At 65.5% G+C, this 21,305-nt stretch carries 15 protein-coding genes and 1 pseudogene; 2 read left to right on the top strand and 14 right to left on the bottom strand.

Annotated features, from left to right (window positions below):
- Positions 1-4 precede the first annotated feature (4 nt).
- A complete protein-coding gene (rplN, locus tag AC1RL8_RS27805; RefSeq protein ID WP_009124801.1) occupies positions 5-373 on the bottom strand; it encodes a 50S ribosomal protein L14 in 369 nt (122 codons plus the stop codon).
- A 257-nt stretch (positions 374-630) separates the two neighbouring features.
- Between rplN and AC1RL8_RS27800 the strand changes: the two are divergent.
- Both AC1RL8_RS27800 and proC read left to right on the top strand, forming a co-directional pair.
- Positions 631-1,768: pseudogene (locus AC1RL8_RS27800) on the top strand (esterase-like activity of phytase family protein).
- Positions 1,765-2,622, top strand: coding sequence for a pyrroline-5-carboxylate reductase (gene proC, locus AC1RL8_RS27795; protein ID WP_492686900.1), 858 nt, complete (start codon positions 1,765-1,767; stop codon positions 2,620-2,622). The pseudogene AC1RL8_RS27800 and the gene proC overlap by 4 nt, the downstream one beginning before the upstream one ends.
- Before the next feature lie 15 nt (positions 2,623-2,637).
- On the opposite strand, the gene ubiA is transcribed toward proC, so the two are convergent.
- The 13 genes from ubiA to AC1RL8_RS27730 form a co-directional block, all read right to left on the bottom strand.
- Entirely contained in the window at positions 2,638-3,498 is an 861-nt protein-coding gene (ubiA, locus tag AC1RL8_RS27790; protein ID WP_492686899.1) for a 4-hydroxybenzoate octaprenyltransferase, read from the bottom strand.
- Positions 3,499-3,584: 86 nt separating this feature from the next.
- Positions 3,585-4,169, bottom strand: a complete 585-nt coding sequence (locus AC1RL8_RS27785) for a Dps family protein (protein ID WP_062474805.1) — start codon at positions 4,167-4,169, stop codon at positions 3,585-3,587.
- A gap of 136 nt (positions 4,170-4,305) precedes the next feature.
- Positions 4,306-5,271: a LysR substrate-binding domain-containing protein gene (locus AC1RL8_RS27780; protein ID WP_492686898.1), complete on the bottom strand. Its 966-nt coding sequence runs from the start codon at positions 5,269-5,271 to the stop codon at positions 4,306-4,308.
- A 73-nt stretch (positions 5,272-5,344) separates the two neighbouring features.
- Complete coding sequence (locus tag AC1RL8_RS27775) at positions 5,345-6,088, bottom strand: hypothetical protein (RefSeq protein ID WP_492686897.1); 744 nt, start codon at positions 6,086-6,088, stop codon at positions 5,345-5,347.
- 16 nt (positions 6,089-6,104) lie between these two features.
- Positions 6,105-6,983 carry a PoNe immunity protein domain-containing protein gene (locus AC1RL8_RS27770; protein ID WP_492686896.1) on the bottom strand — a complete coding sequence of 293 codons (879 nt, stop codon included), beginning with the start codon at positions 6,981-6,983 and terminating at the stop codon, positions 6,105-6,107.
- A 36-nt stretch (positions 6,984-7,019) separates the two neighbouring features.
- Positions 7,020-8,024 (bottom strand): PoNe immunity protein domain-containing protein, encoded by a 1,005-nt coding sequence (locus AC1RL8_RS27765; RefSeq protein ID WP_492686895.1) that lies wholly within the window; start codon positions 8,022-8,024, stop codon positions 7,020-7,022.
- 3 nt (positions 8,025-8,027) lie between these two features.
- Complete coding sequence (locus AC1RL8_RS27760; RefSeq protein ID WP_062474792.1) at positions 8,028-9,605, bottom strand: hypothetical protein; 1,578 nt, start codon at positions 9,603-9,605, stop codon at positions 8,028-8,030.
- Complete coding sequence (locus AC1RL8_RS27755) at positions 9,602-12,484, bottom strand: type VI secretion system Vgr family protein (RefSeq protein ID WP_492686894.1); 2,883 nt, start codon at positions 12,482-12,484, stop codon at positions 9,602-9,604. Before AC1RL8_RS27755 ends, AC1RL8_RS27760 begins: the two co-directional genes overlap by 4 nt.
- A gap of 153 nt (positions 12,485-12,637) precedes the next feature.
- Entirely contained in the window at positions 12,638-13,234 is a 597-nt protein-coding gene (locus tag AC1RL8_RS27750; RefSeq protein ID WP_492686893.1) for a hypothetical protein, read from the bottom strand.
- Positions 13,235-13,264: 30 nt separating this feature from the next.
- A complete protein-coding gene (locus tag AC1RL8_RS27745) occupies positions 13,265-14,182 on the bottom strand; it encodes a DUF6708 domain-containing protein (RefSeq protein WP_492686892.1) in 918 nt (305 codons plus the stop codon).
- Between the two features lie 6 nt (positions 14,183-14,188).
- Positions 14,189-17,497: a T6SS effector BTH_I2691 family protein gene (locus AC1RL8_RS27740; protein ID WP_492686891.1), complete on the bottom strand. Its 3,309-nt coding sequence runs from the start codon at positions 17,495-17,497 to the stop codon at positions 14,189-14,191.
- 4 nt (positions 17,498-17,501) lie between these two features.
- Positions 17,502-18,446: a DUF4123 domain-containing protein gene (locus AC1RL8_RS27735; protein WP_492686890.1), complete on the bottom strand. Its 945-nt coding sequence runs from the start codon at positions 18,444-18,446 to the stop codon at positions 17,502-17,504.
- 11 nt (positions 18,447-18,457) lie between these two features.
- Positions 18,458-21,289, bottom strand: a complete 2,832-nt coding sequence (locus tag AC1RL8_RS27730; RefSeq protein WP_492686889.1) for a type VI secretion system Vgr family protein — start codon at positions 21,287-21,289, stop codon at positions 18,458-18,460.
- Positions 21,290-21,305 lie beyond the last annotated feature (16 nt).

Genomic DNA, 21,305 nt, shown 5'->3' with positions numbered 1-21,305 from the left:
GTCCTTAGAGAACTTCGGGTGCCAGCGACACGATCTTCATGAACTTCTCGGTGCGCAGTTCGCGCGTGACCGGTCCGAAGATGCGGGTGCCGATGGGCTCCAGCTTGGCGTTGAGCAGCACGGCGGCATTGCCGTCGAACTTGACGAGCGAACCGTCAGCACGACGGATGCCCTTGGCGGTGCGGACCACCACTGCGCTGTAGATCTCGCCCTTCTTGACGCGACCACGCGGAGCGGCTTCCTTGATGCTGACCTTGATGACGTCGCCCACGCTGGCGTAACGCCGCTTGGAGCCACCGAGCACCTTGATACACAGGACGGATTTCGCGCCCGTGTTGTCGGCCACTTCGAGCCGGGATTCAGTTTGGATCATTTCTTGATATTCCCAACTTGTACCGATGAGCCTCCAGGAGGGAGACACCGCGGTCAGTCTTGGGCCCGTCGTCCACGCCTCGAACCACTCGAGACGCTTCCGCTTTGGGCTGAAAGCTTCGCCTTTTGAAAGCGAAGCCCGCGATTGTGGCACCCATACCGGGCGATGTCAACTGCCTCATCACGCGAACTTCGACAGCCGCTAGACTTTGTGGCGTGCGCGCCCCCATCCACCCCCTCGTTTCGCCGCCTTCCGTGCTGCGCCGACGCCTGCTGACGGGCGGCGCGGGCCTGCTGGGCCTGGGATCGCTGGGGCTTGCGGGTTGCCGCAGCGCAACACCGGCGCCGGACACCGGCCGGCTGCAGCGCCTGGGGGAAGCCCGCTGGGCGCACCGACGCTCTATAGAGAACACCACGGCGGGCGGCCTCTCAGGCATCGACTACGACCCCGCCAAAGGTGAGTACCTGCTTCTCAGCGATGACCGGTCAGACCTGGCTCCCGTGCGCTGCTACACCACGCGCTGGCCCCAGCCGGCCGACGCCGCTCCCGAGCCCACCAGCGTTGTCCAGCTGCAACGCCCCGGCGGCGGCCCCTGGCCCGGCCGGCGCCACGCGGTCGACGGCCTGCCCGTTCCCGACCCCGAGGCCCTGCGCCTGCGCCCCTCGGCCGGCACCCTGCTCTGGACCAGCGAAGGCGACATCGCCCGCGGCTTCGGCCCCGCCCTGTATGAATCGGCGCGCGATGGCCGCTTCCTGCGCGAATTCACCCTGCCGGCGATGTTTGCCCCGGACCCGGCCCAGCGCCGCGGCCCGCGCGACAACCAGACACTCGAGGGCCTGGCCCTCACGCCCGACGACCGGTCGGCCTGGCTCGCGATGGAAAACGCCCTGGTCCAGGACGGCCCCGTCCCGACCACCACCCCCCCCCGGCGGCCCCTGCCGCTTCACCCAGGTCGACCTCGCGACCGGCCGCGCCGTGCGCCAGATCGCCTACGTGCCCGACACCATCCCGCTGCGCCCGCTGGTGCCGGGCACCTACGCCGACAACGGCGTGAGCGAGGTGCTGATGCTCGACGCCCACCGCATGCTGGTGCTGGAACGCGCCTACGCCACGGGCGTCGGCAATTCGCTGCGCCTGTATGAAATAGACACCCGGGCCGCCGACGACGTGCTCGCCATCGACGCCCTCGCCCCCGGCAACCACCGGCCGGCCGCCAAGACGCTCGTGGCCGACTTCGCCACCCTCGGCCTCTCGCGCCTCGACAACACCGAGGGCATGTGCTGGGGCCCATCGCTGCCCGACGGCCGCCGCCTGCTGGTGGTCGTGAGCGACGACAATTTCAACCCGCTGCAAGTGACGCAGTTCGCCGCCTTCGCCTACACCGACCGACCATGACCATCGCCGTGACCTTCCTGCCCCGCACCGCGCCGGGCCCCCTGCCCCCCATCGCCTTCATCGGCGGCGGCAACATGGCCAGCGCCATCATCGGCGGCCTGATCCAGCAAGGCGTCGCGGCCGACAACTTCGAAGTGGTCGAGCCTTTCGAGGAAGCCCGCACCAGGCTGGCCCAGACCTACGGCATCGTCGCCAGGGCCGAGGCCAGCGAGGCCCTCTCGCGCTGCGCCGTGGTGGTGTGGGCAGTCAAGCCCCAGACCTTTGCCGAAGCCGCCCGTCCGGTGCGCGCCTTTGCGGCCGACGCCCTGCACCTGAGCGTGGCGGCGGGCATTCCGTCCGACAGCATCGCCCGCTGGCTCGGCACCGAGCGCGTGGTGCGCGCCATGCCCAACACCCCCGCGCTGGTCGGCAAGGGCATGACCGGCCTCTTCGCGCGGCCGGGCGTCGAAAGCGCCGACCGCGCACGCGTCGGCCAGCTGCTGGCGCCGACCGGCGAGCTGATCTGGGTCGACGCCGAACCCGCGCTCGACGCGGTGACCGCCCTGTCGGGCTCCGGCCCGGCCTACGTGTTCTATTTCATCGAGGCGATGACCGAGGCCGGCGTCGAGATGGGCCTCACGCCCGACCAGGCCCAGCGGCTGGCCATCGGCACCTTCACCGGCGCCTCGGCGCTGGCGCACAGTGCGACCGAGCCGCCGTCGGTGCTGCGCGAACGCGTGACCTCCAAGGGCGGCACGACCTACGCGGCCCTGAGCGCGCTCGAAGCCTCGGATGTGAAGGGCCAGTTCAAGACCGCCATCCGCGCGGCGCAGAAGCGCGCGGCCGAGCTGGGCGAGGAATTCGGGCGCGGCTGACCCGCCCGGCGGGGGCTATCGGAGGGCGTAGCCCGCCACGATGCCCACGAACACCGCGAAGCCCAGCCAGTGGTTTTCGCGGAAGGCCTTGAAGCAGCCCTCGCGCGTGCGGTCATGGATCAGGCGCCAGTGCCAAAGCGCCTGCGCCACCGCCGCGGCGACGCCCAGATAGAACAGCACCCCCAGCGACCGGCTGGCACCCGCCCAGATCCAGACCGCCAGGAAGATCGCATAGCTCGCCATCACCGCCGCCACGTCGAAGCGGCCGAAGGTGATCGCCGAGGTCTTCATGCCGATCTTCAGGTCGTCATCGCGGTCCACCATCGCGTACTCGGTGTCGTAGGCCAGCACCCAGAACAGGTTGCCCGCCAGCAGCCACCAGGCAAAGGCCGGCACCGTCGACTGCACCGCGGCAAAGGCCATCGGGATGCCGAAGCTGAAGGCGATGCCCAGCACCGCCTGCGGGATCGACACGAAGCGCTTGGCGAACGGATAGATCAGCGTGATCGCCAGCGCCGCGAACGACCACAGCACCGTCGTGCGGTTGGTGGTGAGCACCAGCCCGAAGGACAGCAGCGCCAGCACCGCGCCCAGCCCCAACGCCTCCTTGACAGACATCGCGCCGCTCGTCACGGGCCGCTGGGCCGTGCGCTTCACATGCCGGTCGAAGTCGCGGTCGGCCACGTCGTTGACGCAGCAGCCTGCACTGCGCATCAGGAAGGTGCCGAGCGTGAACACCGCGAGCAGGTGCCAGCCGGGCCAGCCGTCGGCCGCGAACCAGAGTGCGCCCAGCGTGGGCCACAGCAACAACAGCCAGCCGGCCGGCCGGTTCCAGCGGATCAGATCGAGGTAGAGCGCAAAACGGCGGGCAAGCATGCGGCGGACGGGCAGACGAAAAAAGAGCGGCCATTGTGCCGCTCTTGCAGGGACTCCCGGCGCACCGGGAGATCAGGAGGCCGCCGTCAGTCCTCGAGCAGCGAGCGCAGCATCCAGGCCGTCTGGTCGTGCACTGTGCAGCGCGCGGTCAGCATGTCGGCGGTCGGGTCGTCGCCGGCCTCTTCGGCCACCGGGATGAACTCGCGCGCGATGCGCGACACCGTTTCGTGGCCCTTCACGAGGATGCGCACCATCTCCATCGCCTTGGGCGGGTTCTGCGGCACGTCGGGCACGGTGGCGATCTTGCTGAACTCGGCGTACGAGCCCGGCGCGTAGTGGCCCAGCGCGCGGATGCGCTCGGCGAGCACGTCCGTCGAGCCCCACAGCTCGGTGTACTGCGTCATGAACATCGCATGCAGCGAGTTGAAGTGCGGCCCCGTCACGTTCCAGTGGAAGTTGTGCGTCGTGAGGTACAGCGTGTAAGTGTCGGCCAGCACGCGGCTCAGGCCTTCGGCGATGGCCGCGCGGTCCTGGCGCTCGATGCCGATGTTGATGATCGGCGCATTGCGGCTGCCCGACTCCTGCGCGACGACGGCACCGCCCTTCTTGGGCACCTTGCCGGCGGAAGCTGCGGGCGACGGGGACTTGGTTTTCTTCGAGGGTTTGGCCATGGCGGAGGGGTCTTTCTTGAAGTTGGGTGACAACACCGAAATTCTGAAAGCCGGCAGGCGGCTTCGCAACAGCTTCACTCTATCCCAGCGATCAGCGATCCCAAACAGCCCGCGCGTAGGCGGAGGCCCCGAATCGCTAGGAGAGTCGTTTGACACCCGGCAGCTCGCACGCGTAGATCGCGTTGCGCAGCGCCGCAATGGCCTCGTAGCGCGTGAAGGTGCGGCGCCAGGCCAGCACCACGCGGCGCATCGGCGAGTCGCGGTCCTGCGCGTCGCGCACGGGCAGGTAGCGCACCATCTGCTCCGGCTCCTTGCGCCCCTTGACCTTCGGCTTGAGCGCCTCGGCCGGCACCGACAGGCGCGGCACCAGCGTCACGCCCATGCCCGAGGCCACCATGTGCTTGATGGTCTCCAGCGACGAGCCCTCGAAGCTCTTGCGGATGCCCTCGGCGTTGCTCGAGAAGCGCGCGAACTCGGGGCACACCTCGAGCACGTGGTCGCGAAAGCAGTGGCCCGTACCCAGCAGCAGCATCGTCTCGCTCTGCAACTCTTCCGAGGTGATCGACTCACGGTCGGCCAGCTTGTGCTTCACGGGCAGCGCCGCCATGAAGGGCTCGTCGTACAGCGGCGCCATCGCCAGGCCCGTGTCGGGAAAGGGTTCGGCCATGATCGCGCAGTCGATCTCGCCGGCGCGCAGCATCTCGAGCAGCTTGACCGTGAAGTTCTCCTGCAGCACCAGCGGCATCTGCGGCGTGCGCGCGATCACCTGGCGCACCAGGTCGGGCAGCAGGTACGGGCCGATCGTGTAGATCACGCCCAGGTTCAGCGGGCCGGCCAGCGGATCTTTTCCGCGCTTGGCGATCTCCTTGATGCTCGCGGCCTGGTCGAGCACGCTTTGGGCCTGCTGGACGATCTGCTCGCCGAGCGGCGTCACGGTGACTTCACCGGCGCTGCGCTCGAAGAGCTTGACCTCGAGTTCGTCCTCGAGTTTCTTGATGGCCACCGAAAGCGTCGGCTGGGACACATAACAGGCCTCGGCCGCCTTGCCGAAGTGCCGCTCGCGGGCGACTGCGACGATGTATTTGAGTTCGGTGAGAGTCATAGCTTGCGTCAATTATGCGCAAGGGTCTGTGACCCGGCTGGGGCGGGGTTAAAAGCCGCGGGCTGCGCTGCGCTCAGCCGGTGCGGCTCCAGACCCATTGCACCGGCCGCCCGCCGTTCGAGGGCATCGGCTCGCCCTGCGTGACGGCCACGCTCACGCGCAGGTCGGTCAGGCAGGCCCAGATGCCCGAGCGGGGGCAGGTCTGGCCCGTGTCCGCAAACAGCAGCTCATCGCGGCGCATGCGGTGCCCCTGGACCTGCGCCGAGCCATCGTCCTGCACGGAGAAAGCGACGCGGCCGGACGCGGCACGCTCTTCGAAAATCTCGATGGCGCCTTGCAAGGCGATGAAGAAATCCCAGTCGGACAGATCCTGCTCCGCCGCCGCGGCGGTGAAGTCGGCCTGGTACAGGCGCTGGTAGCGCTCGGCGTTGTAGTCCAGCTCGAAGACGACCTGGCCTGTCGCAACTTCGATCAACCGGAACTGGCTGAAGCCCTGCCGCAAACGCCCATCGCCATACCGCGAAGGCGCGATCTCGCTCCGCAAGACGGGCGGGAGCATGACCACGGAGCCGTCGTCGCGCTTCTGGCAGATATCGAGCACGGCACCGTCGTCGGCGCGAAAGACGAACTTCTCGTCGGACGTCCAGTAGCTGTAGTAGCGCTTGTCGTTCTCGATCGTGTAGCCGCCTTTGACGGGGAGGTCGGCGAGTACCGACGCGCCTGGGGGTTTCTCGGCGTCGTCGACTGGGCGCCAGCGGCCGGTTGTGGGGTCCAGGTCGATGAGGTCGGAGGCGGTGTGATGCAGGTAGAGCCACATGGGACAGGTTGAACCATCAACCCTGTTTCGGGCAAACCTCTCCACTTCGAGTGGAGGCGGGAGGGCCGTCTTGTGCCGCAAGGGTCGCGTTCATGTCAGGCGATGCGACCGCGCCGTGCGTGCGCGCATAGTCAACGAGGTCCTTGGGATAGAACGGCAGGTCTCGGTAGCTGCTGTCGTCGATGTCCCAGAGGTAAGTCACCAGCCCGGCCTCGAAGGCCCAGTAGCCATCGAAGCTTTGCGGGATCTTGTCGTGCAACCCGTGCCACGCAGTTCCCTTCATCGCCGAGTACCACTTCTCGAGGAATTCAGCCACGAACAAGGGGCGCTTTCTCGGCTCGGCCTCAATGGCCTTCAACAACAGTGGGTGGGCTTTGAGAAAGCGCAGCATGCCCTTCGCAGGCACCGTCGGTAGCCCCAGCTTTCCGAGAAGCGCCTCGTAGAGCGCGTCTTTGCCGCGGTTGTCGGTATAGGCAACATCGAACAAGGCAACAACGCGTGGAACCAAGTCGTCACGACACAGCAGCTTGGCCAAGGACAGGAACGTCATGGCGTAGTAGTAGCCGTCGAGTTCCTCGAGGGAGAACGGCTCGGTTTCGTGCAATGGATGAGGGAGGCTTGATGGCTCTTGCGCAGCAAGCACGCCGGGAAAGTCCGCAGCGAGGTGCTCCATCGGGCTGCCGTCCGAATAGGAGTGAACCAAGAGACGTCTCTTGGCGCTGGCGATGGCCCAATTCCAAGCAAACCAGCCATCTTCGCGAAAGCCCTCTTTTCCGAGACTTGTGTCGAGCAGCAGCTGAGCATCGGCAATGTCTTCGTGCAGACCCAGCCGGCGGACCGAACTGGGCTCTTCATTCAGAAATTTTTCGCGACGCTTCGAGGAGAAACTACTCATGGCTCACCAGTCCAAACCGCGCATTTGACTTGAGTCTCAGAGCTTGGGCGCCGTTTGATCCGCACTCCATTGCCAGAAGGTTGCGCCGTAGCTGCTGCCCTCGATGACGGGCATGACCTCGTCCGCCTTGAAGTAGCGTCGGCTGCCCGCCTTGGCTGGCGTGAACCACCAGCCGGCCAGTGGGCAAGGCTCTCCACCTCGTGTGGAGACCGGAGGGCCGTCTTGTGCTGAAAGGGAAGCGCTGGTGTCAGGCGATGCGACCGCGCCATGCGTGCGCGCATAGTCAACCAGGTCCTTGGGATAGAACGGCAGGTCTCGGTAGCTGCTGTCGTCGATATCCCAGAGGTAGGTCACCAGCCCGGCCTCGAAGGCCCAGTAGCCAAAGAAGCTCTGCGGTACCTTATCGTGCAGGCCATGCCAGTAGGTTCCCTTCATTGCGGAGTACCACTTCCTTAGGAACTCCGCGATGAATAGAGGGCGTTTTTGGGGGGGCGCCTCAATGGCCTTCAACAGAAGTGGATGGGCTTTGAGAAAACGCAACATGCCCTTCGCAGGAACTGTCGGCAAGCCGAGCTTTCCAAGCAGCGTTTCGTACAAAGCATCCTTTCCTCTATTTTCGGACCGGGCCACATCGAACAGTGCGGCCACGCGTGGAACGAGGTCGTCGTGGCGCAGCAGCTTGGCCAACGACAGCAAGGTCATGGCGTAGTGGTAGCCGTCGAGTTCCTCGAGATAGAGCGGTTCAGTCTGATAGGTCGAATTCGGAAGACACTGAGCTTCGATGGTTCGGAGCATGGGAGGGTACGCCGTTGCGACCTCCGTGACGGGGCGTCCGGCCGAGTACTGACCAATGAGCAACGAAAACTTGGCGCCTGCCATGAAGCTATGCCAACGGGACCATGCATTCTCATCCGCGGAGGCCAGATCATTTTTTAGATAGCCCTCAAGCTCGGCGACGTTTTCTCGGGTTGCGTTCACAAGGAGTAGATAAGGCTCCTCGTTTAAGAAGCGCTCGCGCCGATTCGAATAGAAGTCAGCCATTTTCTAGACGTTCCATTTCATTTTGTCGATGTCGTACCCACGCAATGCATAAGGCGGAAAAAATGCCAATCCCTGCATCCGCCTTCCGCCGCGCGCTCTCGCCTTCTTGCTGTTTTTGGCATTGGCGGGTTGGCATCCATAAAGCCAGCGAAGGTAGCCAATTTTCTGGATATCGCTGAGCTTTTGCGGCACTCTCCCAGTGGTCGGATCCGGCGGAAAAACGGTAGTTCGCAGACGTTGATCGATCCACGTTCGACTCATCTGCTTCACCCCCGTCGTCGTCGTCCCCAGCTTGTTCTTCCATTCAATGTCCTGAAGCTTGTTGCCCGACTTGACGTGATAGCCGAACTTGGCCTCCATCACCACAAAGCGCGGGAACGTGGCAGGCTTGCCCGTCACCGGGTTGAAGTCTGAATCGATATCGCCGAAGGGCTTGATGCTGCGGCTGACGGCCGCCTTCGCAATCTGCTCCCCAGGTATCTCCACATCGAGTTCGTCCAATATCCAGCCCAGGCTGTTGGGGATGCCGTTGTAGTGCGGTGGCAGCAAGGTTCCACCGGTCACCACACTGGGCTCTTTTTCGAAGAGGCCATCGATACCCTGGTCCGAGCCGAAGAACGCGCTGGTGTCGCGCTTGGATGTGTTTGGCGCTGGGAAAAGACGCGAGTAGCCCATGAAGTTGATGAAGTAATTGTCCACGCAGCTCTCGCACAAGTTGCCGTTGATCTGCGCGTACATCCAGTCGAGCAATTTGTCCGGAATCTTGTCCAGCACCTTGGGGTTCGTGATGTTGGTCGCGGCGTTGTAGACCACATGCTGGAGCTTGGCAACGGCTGCAGCCACCCAGATCTGGACCTGCTTGAGAGCGCTCGTCACCCAACCACTGATCTTGGCGTACCACTCGCTGATCACCTTGGACATCTTGGGCAGATAGCGCCCCACCGCAGCCCCGATCTTGTCGAATATCTGGCGCAGCAGCGAATTGATCTTGCCCGCGTAGGACGGAAAGTTCAGTCCCTTGAGGTATCCCAGGGTGTCGCCGGTACCCAGGAACCGCAGCATCGCCGCGCCTTCACCCGTCTCCAGCGCGGCAACCGCAAAACGCATGTTGGCGAACTTCGGCAGCATCCGGTAGATCACCTTGCCGGCCCGTCCCACGTAGGGGATGCACAAGGCGGCAGCGGCCATGCCCAGCTCCACCAGGGCACCCTTGGTTTCCTCTGCCGTGTCGTCCTTGGAGTCGACCAGCAACGCCAAGGCGCGCAACACGTCGCGGAAGTCCTCCAGAATCCAGATGGCGATCTGCTTGCCGATGGTCAGCGGATTGATCAGTTCGACAAGGCTGAGTATTTCAGCGAACAGGTCGGAGACCCAGTTGCCTTGCTCGCGCAGGTAGCTTTTCAATGCGTCGGAGCCATTGAAGTTCAGCTTGTCGAGTTCGATCGTCCAGTCGTCCACGGTGTCCGCAGCGCTGCGCGCGCCCTTGGCCGCCAGGTCCCGCACCCAATCGAACGCGTCGCTCAGGTAGGTGTGCGCATGCGCGTCTTCGAGACTGACCAACTCACCTCTGTCGCCGCTCATTTTTTGACTCCCTGTTCAACTTGATCCGCGAACGCCGCCGTGAGCGCGCTGCGCCATGCCGAGACGTCCGCTTGTGCCTTGTCTTTGGAATGCACGGAGGGGTCGATCGTCTTCACCTCCTCGTATTTCACCTTGACCGGACCCGGTGGCACGTTCTCCATTCGAGCATGCCCCTGTGCGTCCAAGTTGCCGCTGCGAACAGAACCATCGGAAAAGGTCGCGGTGTACTTGGCGCCTGCGACGGGGTCCAGATCGGCATAGTGATAAGTGAGTGCGATCCAGTTCTTGAGGTCCATCGCGTCGGACGGTAGTTGCGGCAACTCCACCGAACCCCGCCCCGGCCCCACAAAGCTCTTGCTCGTCCCCTTCACATCTAGCAGCCCCGGCATCTTCAAGGTGATGTTCACCCCATCCAGCTCGATGCTCGTCTGCCCCCCCTTGAGCGTGACCTTCTGCTGCGCCAGCACGTGGATCTCGTCATTGCTGCTGGTGACCGTGAAGCCTTCCTTGGCCTGCCATTCGAGTTCGTCGGTGTGCGCCTGCACGCTCACCGGTCCGTCTTGTGCGATGACCTGGATGCCGCCTTCGTCGCTGTACAGCCCCACGGACTTGGCGGCCGCAAAGCTCACGGTCTTGCCCGCTGCGATGTGGGCCTGCGCCTGCGCAGTCCAGTGGATCGCCTCGCCCGCGTACACGGTCGCGCTGGCAGGCGTGGCCATGTTCAGGCTCATGGCTGCATCGAGCACCATGAGCGGCCGGGCGAAGGCGGGCACGGGGTCTTGCCCTTCGCGTGCGCCTGCGCCCTCTCCACCCTTGGGCTCGCGCGCGTCCTGTCCGTTGACGCTGCCGGGATAGTGCCCGTTCTTCTGCGGATCGATGTCGTCGATGAGCGGCTGCAGCAGCACCGTGGCGCTCAGCGCCAGCGCCTTCGCACCGCCGGCCGCATCAGACAGCTTCTGCGCCTCGCGCAGCGCGCCCGCAAGCTGGCCGCGCACGCTGGTGGTGTCCTGCACGCTGCCCGCCGCACGCTCCTGGGCCAGCGTGGAGATCAGCAAGCCCTCGCCGGCGCGCGTGGCGACCCAGGCGTCGGAGCGCAGCTCGGCGCCGCTGCCGCGCCAGGCGCCGCGACTGCTCTCGTCGGGTGACTGGGCGTTGAGGTGGCCCAGGTTCAGCTGGCTCGCGGCGTGCGAGCTGGCCAGGCGGGTGCGCACCTGGCCGGGTGCGTCGTCGGCGATCCACTGGTTGTAGCCGCTGCCGTCGAGCGCGCGGCTGTGCCAGCCCGAGAGCACGCCGGCGTGGTTGGCCGATGAATCGGTGCCGGCGGACCAGGGCGGCAGGTCCTGTCCGTTGTAGAGCTGCTGGGCGACTACCGGTCGGTCGATGTCGCCTTCGATGAAGGACACAAGCACTTCGGAACCCACGCGCGGCAGGTGATGTGCGCCCCAGTTCGGGCCCGCAACGGGTGCAGCCACGCGCAGCCAGACGGACTGGCGGTTGCTGGCGTGACGACCGGCGGCGACCAGGCTGCCTTGTCCGCTGCCCGTCGATTGCTGCTGGCCCGCACGCTGGGCCTGCCAATGGAAGCGCACCTGCACACGATGGTCGCGCTGCGTGTGGACGGCGGTCGGCGCCTCGTCGTCATCGCCGCCGACCACGAGCGCGACCATGGCCTCGGGGGCCGTGGGCTTGGGGCGCCACAGCGGCACGACCTGTGCCTCGGCCGGCTGGGCCTCGAAGCTGTTGCGGTAGCTGCCCTTCTCGAGTTCGCCGGCCTCGAGCACCTGCGCCGCCTGTGCGCCGAGGTTGTTGGCCGCTTCGTGGCGCACGCGCAGTGCGAGGAATTTGCGGCCTTCGTAGCGGTCGTGCTGCGTGAGCGTGAAGCGCTCGCCGGCACCGAGCTGTCGCACGCTGCCTGCGGCGCCGTAGCGCTTGATGCGCGACTCGAAGGCCTCCAGCTGTTGCTCGGCGCGGCGGGCGGCGGTGGCGCTGTCGGCATAGCGCTGCGCGCCGGCGCCGTCGTAGTGCTCCAGCACGGGCACGTCGCCCATGGCCAGCGCACTCTGCACTGCGCCAGTGGGGGCCTGCAGCACGCTGGCGTCCCAGGCGTTGCGCATGACGGCGTTGGTGGTGACCTGGCGCCGGCTGCTCCAGGCGGTGATGGCGTCGGTCGCTTCGGTGGCATCGACGCGGTGGAAGCGGATCTGCGACAAGGCGCAGTCAGGCGGGGTCGCCGCGCGGTCGAAGATCACTAGGCGGTGGTGCGAGGGCGTGGTGTTGTTCCCAGTGCCGCCCCTGCCACCCGTCGACTGTTGCTGCTCATGCTCGAAGCGAAAGCTCAGGCCTTCTTCCGCCAGCAGGCGCAGCACGAAGGCCAGGTCCGACTCGCGGTACTGCACGCAGGTGAGCCGCACGGGCATCTCCTGCGTGACTTCGAAACTGAAGCTCGCGGTCGTGTGGTCGGCGAACACTTCACTGACGATGTCCTGCACGTGCTTGGCGGCATACACGAAACTGTCGCGGCGCAGGCCCAGCGCAGCGAGCCAGGGTTGCAGGTGCAGCCGGTAGCGCGCCAGGCCGCCGTCACCGCCCAGCGCATCGACGGCCGTGAGGTAACCGTGCCAAGTGCGAAAGCCGCCGTTGGCCAACAGCAGGCGCAGGCTCAACTCTTCGCCGATCAGCGCGAACGGGTCGAACTCGCTCGAGGTGGCGAGGGTGTCGATGGTGAACTCGAAGAGTTCGTTGAGGCCTTCAGTGCCGGTGAAGCGCTCGACGACAACGACGTTCTGCGGCGCCGACGCGGGCAGCTGCAGCTTGATGAGCCGCGCCTGCTCCGACAGCCGCGCGACGTTCAGGCCTTCGAGCTTCCATGGCGTCGGCATGAAGCTGCTTGATGTGTCTGATGACATGGATATCCACCTCCCTGGTGTCAGTGCCGGTCGTGCCGGTCTTCGTTCGATGCATGGCCGCGCGCGATCTTCCCGCCCTGTCGGTTCAGGGGCTGGCCGATCGGCATCGCGTGGACCGGAAAAATCCTAGTTCGCCAACGTTGCATGTGCGTTTGCTGTGCCACAGCTGAATGTCATGACCGCGGGCGGCGGAAACACGGTGTTCGATCCGAACAGCCAGTAGCGCCTTGCATTGATCGTGACGGTCTGAGTGAACGAGCCTGTCAGCCCCAGGCTGGACGCGGTCGGGTTCGTCTCGTCGAAGCTCAGGCTTTGCGCAGAAAGGAACGGATCTTTGGGAATATTGAGGACCACATGGATGGCGGCTGTCGGAATGGTTTCATTTCCAAGACGGATTCCGAACCAGCTGCGCGTCACGAACGTGGAGGACTTTTCCAGCCACGCGTCATGGACCGAGCAATCGCCAAAGGACGGTGCATCGAAATGAAGCTTCGCCAACAGTCTTCCCTGGGCCCGGCTCTCGTCGCTCGATACCGCGGTGGATGTATCGGAGGTGCTCACGCTCATCCTATAGCCGCGATAGGCCACCGCCGATGCAACAAGGAGTGCCACGGCACCCGCAGCAAGCAGCGCAAATCTCTTCACAGGTCGCGGGCGCCGCATGGCGCGGGAATACGGTCGGCGGATGTCATGGCGGTCGTTGCCTCCACTGATCTGGGACATGAAAGAACTGTCTCGCATGGCAGGCGTCCGTCATTCGCGAATGCCTGCCGAACGACGCACCTCTTCTTCGCTCAAGGCCAACCCGCCAGCGGCGGCGATGACCTCTGGCGGGAATTGCGGCAACTTGCCCGTCCCCGAGCGCCGCAGGCTCTCGCCCGCCTGGATCGGCGGGCCGCCTTCTTCCATGTAGCGTCGAATGTGCTCATACAGGCGCCAGAGCAATTCATCCTCCCACCAGCCCTTGTAGCCAATGGTCACGATCTCCTTGCATTGCCTGGGTTGCCTGGGGTCACCCCACAGCAGCGCCAGCAAATAGGAAGAACGCGCCGCTTCGCCCGTGATCTCGGTGAGTTGGTAGCTGCGCGCATAGGCGTCGTCCCAGCGACAGGTCTTGACCTCGCCAACGCCTGCGCGCTGCCAGACCTTCCAGAACTTCATCGGAACGACGGTGAAGAATGAAACCTCCCTGGTCTTGCGATTGAAGAGAACCGGCAGATCGCGGGGCGTAAGGAATCCGACTCTGAAGAAAAAGATGGCCGCGACCAGAAAGAAGAGCGCGGCCATCGTCGAAACCATGGACATCAACAAGTTCAGAACGTAGTCCGACCTGCTTGAATCCAGATCCATGATGGATTCGAACGCGCCCCATCCGAACATGCAGGCAGCGAATCCGATGAGGGCTGCGTACAGCCCCATCATGAATGTGATTTCGGTCGTTCCCGCCGGTGCGCCCACAACGATGGCGTTCGGATGAATGCCCAACAAGGAATCGCACGAACTCGCCTTCCCATGCACGGGCTCGCGCTTTTCACGCGAGGCGATGCGCCAGGGAGACTTTTCTCCCAGCAGGCTCTTCTTCTGGACTTTCTCGACGAACTCAAACTGCGGGTCGGGCGCATTCCATTGCGGCAGCCGAATGTCGTAGTCCGGATTGTTTTCACGGCTCATGATCTGTCACTTGGCGAGTGACTCATCGACAATGAGCTCGCCTCCTTCAGGTGCATCCCAGATCCTCACATTGCCCTTGATGCCGCTCATCGCGTCGCGGCTCATTTCCACCCGTCGAGTGATCGATTCATCGTTGATTTCCAGCGGAAATATCTTGGTCTTCGGCCCTTCGACGATCTTGTCCTGCGCGTTCAATTTCCACTGCTTGCGCTGATCCGGCGTGCCAGTCACTTCAAACCCGAGTTCGTATTTCACCAGCTCACGCAACTGAACCGGGATGAACAGGCGCGTCCATGCTTCGTATGTGTCCGTGGGAACGTTCACCAGGATCGGGGCCATGCCAACCGAGCGTCCTTGCAAAGTCGTCTTGATTCCCGCATAGAAATCGACGCGAACACCCAGCAAGACCTTGTTGAGTTCATTCTGTTCCCTCTGCAGATTTCCCCACTTGTCACTGGCTTCGCCCCAGATGCTTCGCTTCACCCATTCGACAGTGGGCGCATCGTTCAGCAACATGGCGATGAAACCCGCAATCAAGCCCAGCCCGAGAAGCAGCAATCCCCACCCCGTCCAGGACAAGCCCCAACCGGCCGCCACGGTTCCCGTGATCCAGCCTGCAGTTCCGGCCACGTACATTCCACCGGCGATGGCTGCACCGACAAAGAACAGGCTTTGGGCAAGGTACAGGGCCGATGCATCGGAATCTCCTTTTTCTTTTTCATTTCTGTGCCGCAAGAAGGCACTCACAGCGTCGAATAGAAGCGATATCGCCGACGCGCTCCCCGCCACCAATTTCAATCCCAGCGCCGACGCCGTCTTGCCGAGTTGCTTCGCGTACGCCTCGCTGATTTCCAGCAGCGCGCCGGTCACGCCCAGCCCCGTCGTCAGCAAGGTGATGCTGGCGTAGGTGCGCTCTTCCTGCGTACCCGTCTCGAGCGTGTGCCAGGTCTTGCTGATGGACAACACCTGCAGCAGCGCGCCGGCCGCGGAAAACGTCGCACTGCCCTGCTTGAATACGGCCATGCTCTCGCGCATGACGTCCGAGCCCGTCTTGCCGACCCGGCGAGCGAAGTCGGCCACGGCGTCGGCCGACGCACCGGCCGCTGCCCGCGCGTCCGAGCCGGCCTTGGCCCCGGCCGCAGTGGCCGCATCCACCGCCCCCGGCGCGGCGGCGGCACCCTGGCGCACGGCGACGTAGACGTCGATCAGCGCGTTGGCCGTGCCCGGCCTGCCGCCGACGTTGAACCACATGGCGCCGCCCAGGACCAGGCTCTTGACCTGCTTGCTGTCTGCCGCATCGGCAGCGCGCTGCGCCAGGCCCCGCACCAGCCCCATCTGCTGGCGCCAGTAGGCGGCCGCCTTGTCCAGCGAGATGCTGAATTTGTGCACGGTCACGCCCGCGGCCTTGCCCAGCGTGTTGGTGATCGATTCGGTCAGTGCCTGCAACTTGTCGCGCAGGGGCGCCGGCAGCTGCTGGAGCTTGTCCAGCGCCATCGAGGTGGCGCCCACGACGGTCAGGGTCAGATGGCCATAGGTGGACGCCAGGTTCTTCAGCAGCGGCAATTGCTGGGCGAGCCAGCGTATCTCGGGCACGGCACGCAGCAACGCCTTGTCGCCGGCCGGCAAGGGCGTGCCGGCGGCGACCGCTTTCTCGATTTCCTCGATCAGCTTGAAGAGGTTCTTGATTTCCTTGTGGACCTTGGTGGGTTTGAAGGCCTCCTGGAAACTCTCGAAAGCCGACTTCTGGTTGCCCAGCAACGACCGCACCAGCAATGCTTCCTTGTCGTTGGGGTCCTTGAGCAGGAAGTCCTTGAACCACTCGGTGCCCTTGTCGGTGATCGGCCCGCCATGGGTGCACATGCCCACCGCGGCGGCGTAGAAGATGCCGTCACTGGGTGTCGCCTCGTCGAAGTCGAAGCCGGTGATCAGCTTGCGTTGCTCGGACTGCAGCCAGACCTGGTAGTCCAGCTCCAGACGTTCGAGGCGTTGGCGGTCTTCCTTGATCTTGGTCTGGTAGCTGCCCAGGAAGGTGCGGTGGGCGGGTTTGCGCTTGCCCCCCGTGACCCCGTCCAGAATGTCTTCTTTCAGGCTGGTGGCCTGCCGGTCGATCTGCGAGGCGCTGGGGAAGCTGATGATGCCGCGCCCATACACGCGGGTGCGGCCATCGCCATTGATGTCGTAGGGGTTGTATTCGTACTTGGGCTCCAGGGTGGCTTCGGGCGGGAGCTTTCCTGCCGCCTTCATGTCCTTGAACTCTTTTTCGCCGACCTCCTTGCCATTCAGGCCGGCGTACTGCGGATCGGTCAATGGCGCCTTGCGCGCCTGCGCCTGCTCGTCGGCCCGCTTGAGAAGCCCTTCGATGGTCAGCGCCGTTTGCAGCTTCTGGTAGCCGGACGTCTGCGTGATGACCCATTCGGCGGCATCGTTGCACAGGGTGATGCGGCGCTGGGCGGTTTCCGCGGTCGCGCCGATCGGGTCGATCAGGCCGACGATCATGACGTCGTTGGGCGAGTAGGGCTTTTTCTTGCTGGCTTGGTTGCCGGCGGCCAGGATTCGCTGGGCCTCCGTATGCAGGGTGCCGGCCGTTTCCGGGCGCGTGTGGGCCACGCCCGGCTTTCCGGAACCGGGCAGCGGTGCAAACGGGTTGCCGCGAAGCGCCGATGCAGGGCGGCCGGGATCGTAGTCGGCCACCGCGGTCTGCACCAGCTTGTCGGTCAACGGCAGGGATTGGCTGCACGATGCGTCGGGCGCATCGATCTTGGTCATTCGCTTGCGACGCAGCGTCTTGTCGTTCCCGTACAGATGCCGAACCTCCGGGCTCCAGAGATGGTCGCTGTAGGCCACCCAGACCTTGCCGGCGTTCTTGGCGTCCTGGATCACGAACAGCATCGCGCTGGCGTACGCGGCGGTGCGACTGCAGGAAAAGGCCTCTTCGTCCTTGCCCGAGGCCGAGCCTTCGAGAGGGTGCGGGGTGAGGTAGCCACCTTCATGCACCTTGAAGGCTTCCCAGCCGCGTTGGCTCTTCAGGGTCGGGGTGTGCGACTTCTCGTAGTAGGCAATGACATAACCGGGGCGCAGCGTTCTGGCGACATGCCCCGACGTTGGCAATTGCGGCGCCGGGATCTTGGAATCCATCAGCACCCGGGTCGTTCCGCTGCGCGCCGCGTTCTCGGCATACGCCTTGTCGGCCACACCAGGACGCACCAGAAGCACCGGGAGGCCGGCTTTCTCGCAGGCCGGGCAACCTCCTGTCGCGCAGGCGGGCGTGTTGGCGGCCGCCTTGTTCGCCGCCGCCGAGTAGGAATTGAGGGCCATGGTGCTAGCCAAGGTGTTCTCCCTGTGCAGTCTGTTGGATGGAGGCCCGTGCGAACGCCGGGTCGAGCTCGGCCCGGATGGCGTCCCAGCCTTGAGGGTCGGGAATGTCATCGAGCGCCTCGGCGAGCGATGCATCGCCTCCGATGGCACGAGCGATGGCCGTGCGCACGGTCGGGTGTGTCGTCAGCTCGGGGTGGATCTGCAGGACGTAGGCGCCCAGCAGGACCCGGTCCTGTCGATTGACCACGCCTGCGGCAATGACCGCATCTGCGGCCCGCGACGCCTGCTGCAGGTGGTCGGCCGGCAGCACGCCGGCAAAGCGCTGCCAGCCCCGCAGGAGGTCGTGCACCGTTTCGCTCTTGAGCGCATGGTTCCATTGCGCCGTGCTGAACCGGGCCGACGCCGGGTCTGGACTGGCATCGGACTGGAAAAGCACCAACTGCGTGCACCTGTCGAGGCTGTACCAGCGTTGCACTGGGCCGAGAAGGCTCGCCTGCTGTGCCGGCGTGAGTACAGGCCACATCCACTGCATGACCCTGCGATCGGCCCAGCGGATGAGCTGCGAACTGCGTTGCCCCCAGAACCCACCTTGCATGACGCGTGCAAGGTGGCGAACCAGCGCGTCCACTGGCGCGGCAGTCAACAGCCATCCGCCGAGCGCGAACCCCTGCGTGCGCTCGGAGTCTGGATCGGCCTGTTCATCTGCTGCCTGTGCCAAGCTGGCTTCGAGCAGCCGCGTGTCATGCGGATGCAGGTGGATCAGGCGGGGGAGTTGCCTGTCCTTGAGCAGCGGATGGTGAACGGGGACGGGCCATGTCTGGCGCGACTCCGCTTCCAGCCACTCGGCGGGAAAGGGCTCGCGCAGCATCGGGTCGATCAGCACGTAGGCCGAGAGCGTCTCGTCCTCCTGCAATGATTCACCCAGTTGCCTGGCAAGGCGTTCAAACATGGGTGGCTGCCTCACAAGGCGACGGCGCCGCTGGCCGCGGCGTCGTCTTGTTTGGGGCAGGGTTGCAGGTCACTGCCGGAGAGCGAGTTGCTGCTGCTGTCCCCTTGCGGCCCCACGAAGTTATGCATCCCCCTGAACGTCACCTTCCCCGGCGCATGGATCTTGATGCTCGATCCCTCCAGCCTGATGTACGCCCCCGCACTCGTCAGCAGCACGTGCTTGGGGGCTTCCACGGCCACGTCCTTCGCCGTGCTGGCGATCGTCACCTTCTTGTCCGCCGCGATCTTCGTGGCGCCCGCCTGGCTCTGCAGGCTCACCTTGCCGCTGGCCGCATGCAGCGCGATGCCGCGCTCCTGGTTCGGCTCGCCGCCTTCTCCGGCCTTCGCGCCCACCGTGTACAGGCTCACCCCCTTGGCCACGCTCACCGCGATCTGCCCTTGCGCGGGCAGGTCAACATCCTGGCTCGCGACGATGGCGGTGTGCTGCCCGCTCACGGCGATCACTTCCTTCGGCGTGACGAAGCCGATGCCCATGGGCGCGCTGAACTGCAGATGCGGCTCGCTGTACGCGGTGACGCTGCCGTGGCCGCCTTCGGTGGCCTTGATGTCGCCGCCGCTTGACCCCCCGTTGCTGCCCGATGCCGCAGCACTGCCCTCCTGCTTCGCCTCCAGCACCTCGGCCACATGCTTCAGCGCCGCGATGGCCGGCAGTTCGCCCGGAGTGCCTTCGCCCTTGATCTGCGCCTTCTGCGTCTGCGCACTCTGGGCGAGCGAGGTAGCGAGTTCTTCCGCCTGTTTCGTCTGCTGCTGCGCTTCGCGGCTGGCCATGAACGCGCCCTTGGCGTTCGGCTGGGCATAGGCGCTCACGAGCAGGCCCGCGCCGGCGCGGATGGCGCCTTGTGCGGTGGTGGCCAGCTCGGCACCGTGGCCGCGGCCCTTGCCGCGGGCGTTGTCGTCCTGCTGCTTGTGGTGGCCCAGGTGCAGGCGGCTGCTGGCCTGGGTGGTGGCCAGGCTGGTGCTGCCCTGGCCGGGGGTGTCGTCGAAGACGAGCTGGTTGTAGCCCCCGTCGCCGCTCTGGCTGGCGCTCAGTTCCTGGGTCTTGATGCCGCTGAAGACGGCGTTGTGCGCATGCTCCTTCGCGCCCTTGCCTTCGCCGGCGAACCACGCGGGCGCATTGCCGGTGGACTGGGCAGCGCCCGCGGGTTTCTGGTTGTGCTGGGCGTCGACCTGGCCGGCGCCGTTGTACAGCGCGGCGACGACCACGGGGCGGTCGATGTCGCCGTGGTGGAACTCGACCAGCACTTCCTGGCCCACGCGCGGCAAGCTCATCTGGCCCCAGTTGTCGCCGGCGGCGCTGGCGGCCACGCGCACCCAGGCGCCCAGGCGGTCCGCGGCGGGCGCGTTGTCCTGGCCGTCGGTGCGCGACTGGCGCGCGCTGGACGCACTGCCGCGCTGCCAGTGGAACTGCACCTTGATGCGGTGGTCGCGGTCGGTGTGCACCGGGGCATCGCCGCCGCCCACGCCGATGACGATGGCGCTCTGGCTGCCGTGCACGCTGGGCTTGGGGTGGATGCGCTGGCCGTGGCCGTCCAGGCTCAGCGGCCGGTAGGGGATGGCCGCGCGCACGGTGGTGAACTCGTTGCGGTAGTGGGTGACGGCGTCTGCGGTCGTATCGGCGTTGCCGCTGTCGAACACGGTGGCGATGTCGGGCAGGCCCAGCCGCTCACCGATGCCGGTCTTCAGGTCTTCGTCGAAGTTGTTGCGCGCGATGTGGCGCACGGCCAGCACGGCGAAGCGGCGGTCCTGCTCGCTGTCCTTGTCGTGCTGCTCGTGCCCGCTCAGGGTGAAGGTGGTGGCGGGCGCCAGGGTGCGCACGGCGCTGCGGCCTTCGAAGCGCTTGTTGCGCAGCTCCAGCGCCTGCAGGGCGTTGGCGAGCAGGCGCTCGCCCTGCGCGGAGGTCTCCCAGCCGTAGGCGCCGGGGTCGTCGCTCCAGTGCAGGGTGCGCTGGCCCGCGGCGCGGCTTTGCTGTTGCACGGGGCGTGCGTTCACGCTCTTGTAGTCCCAGCTTTGCTGCGCGAGGCTGTTGGTCTGCAGCTGGCGATGGCCGCGCCACTGCTGGATGGTGTCTTCGCGCTCGCTGGCATCGGCGCGGTGGAAGCGGATGGTGGCTTGCGCGTTGGCGCGGAAGGCGCCGTTGTGGTCGGCGATGACGAGGGTGTGGCTGCCCAGTGCACCGTCCTTGCCCGTGGTGTTTTCGAACCAGTAGCACAGGCCCTCTTCCGCCAGCAGCCGCGCGACGAAGTCGAAGTCGCTTTCCTGGTACTGGGTGGTGATGCCGCGCACGGGGTAGATGTCGCGCTGGGCGATCTCCCAGCGCCACTGGGGCACGAGCTGGCCCTGGCTCTGGTAGCGCCCGAACACGGCGTCGACGATGTCGAACACGTTCTGGTGCTGGAACAGGCAGCTGTCCTGGCGGTAACGCAGGAAGGCCATCCAGGGCTCGATGACGAGCCGGTAGCGCGCCATGCCGCCGTTGCTCGACACGCACTCGGCCTCGCTCACATGGCCGTGGAAGGGGCGCAGCTCGGTGCGGCTTTGCGCAGTCTGCAGATCGAGCCTCACGCCCTGGCCGATGAGGGTCTTGAGTTCGATGTGCGCGTCGTCGCTCAGCGCGGTGAGCTCGAAGCGAAAACCGCCGCCGTCGATGCACTCCACGCCGTCCAGGCGCTCGGCCAGCAGCTTGTTCTCGCCCAGCGGCGTGTGCAGCACCAGCAGGCGATCGCGCTGCGTGGTGCCCGCGCGCATGAGGCCGCCAAGCGAGGCCGATGTGAAGGTCGTCGTCATTGTTTTTGTTCTCCCG

It is taken from the genome of Variovorax sp. GW822-FHT04E09 (assembly GCF_058800845.1).
Note: the sequence above shows the minus strand (reverse complement) of the source record. Positions and strands in the feature narration are given on the sequence as shown.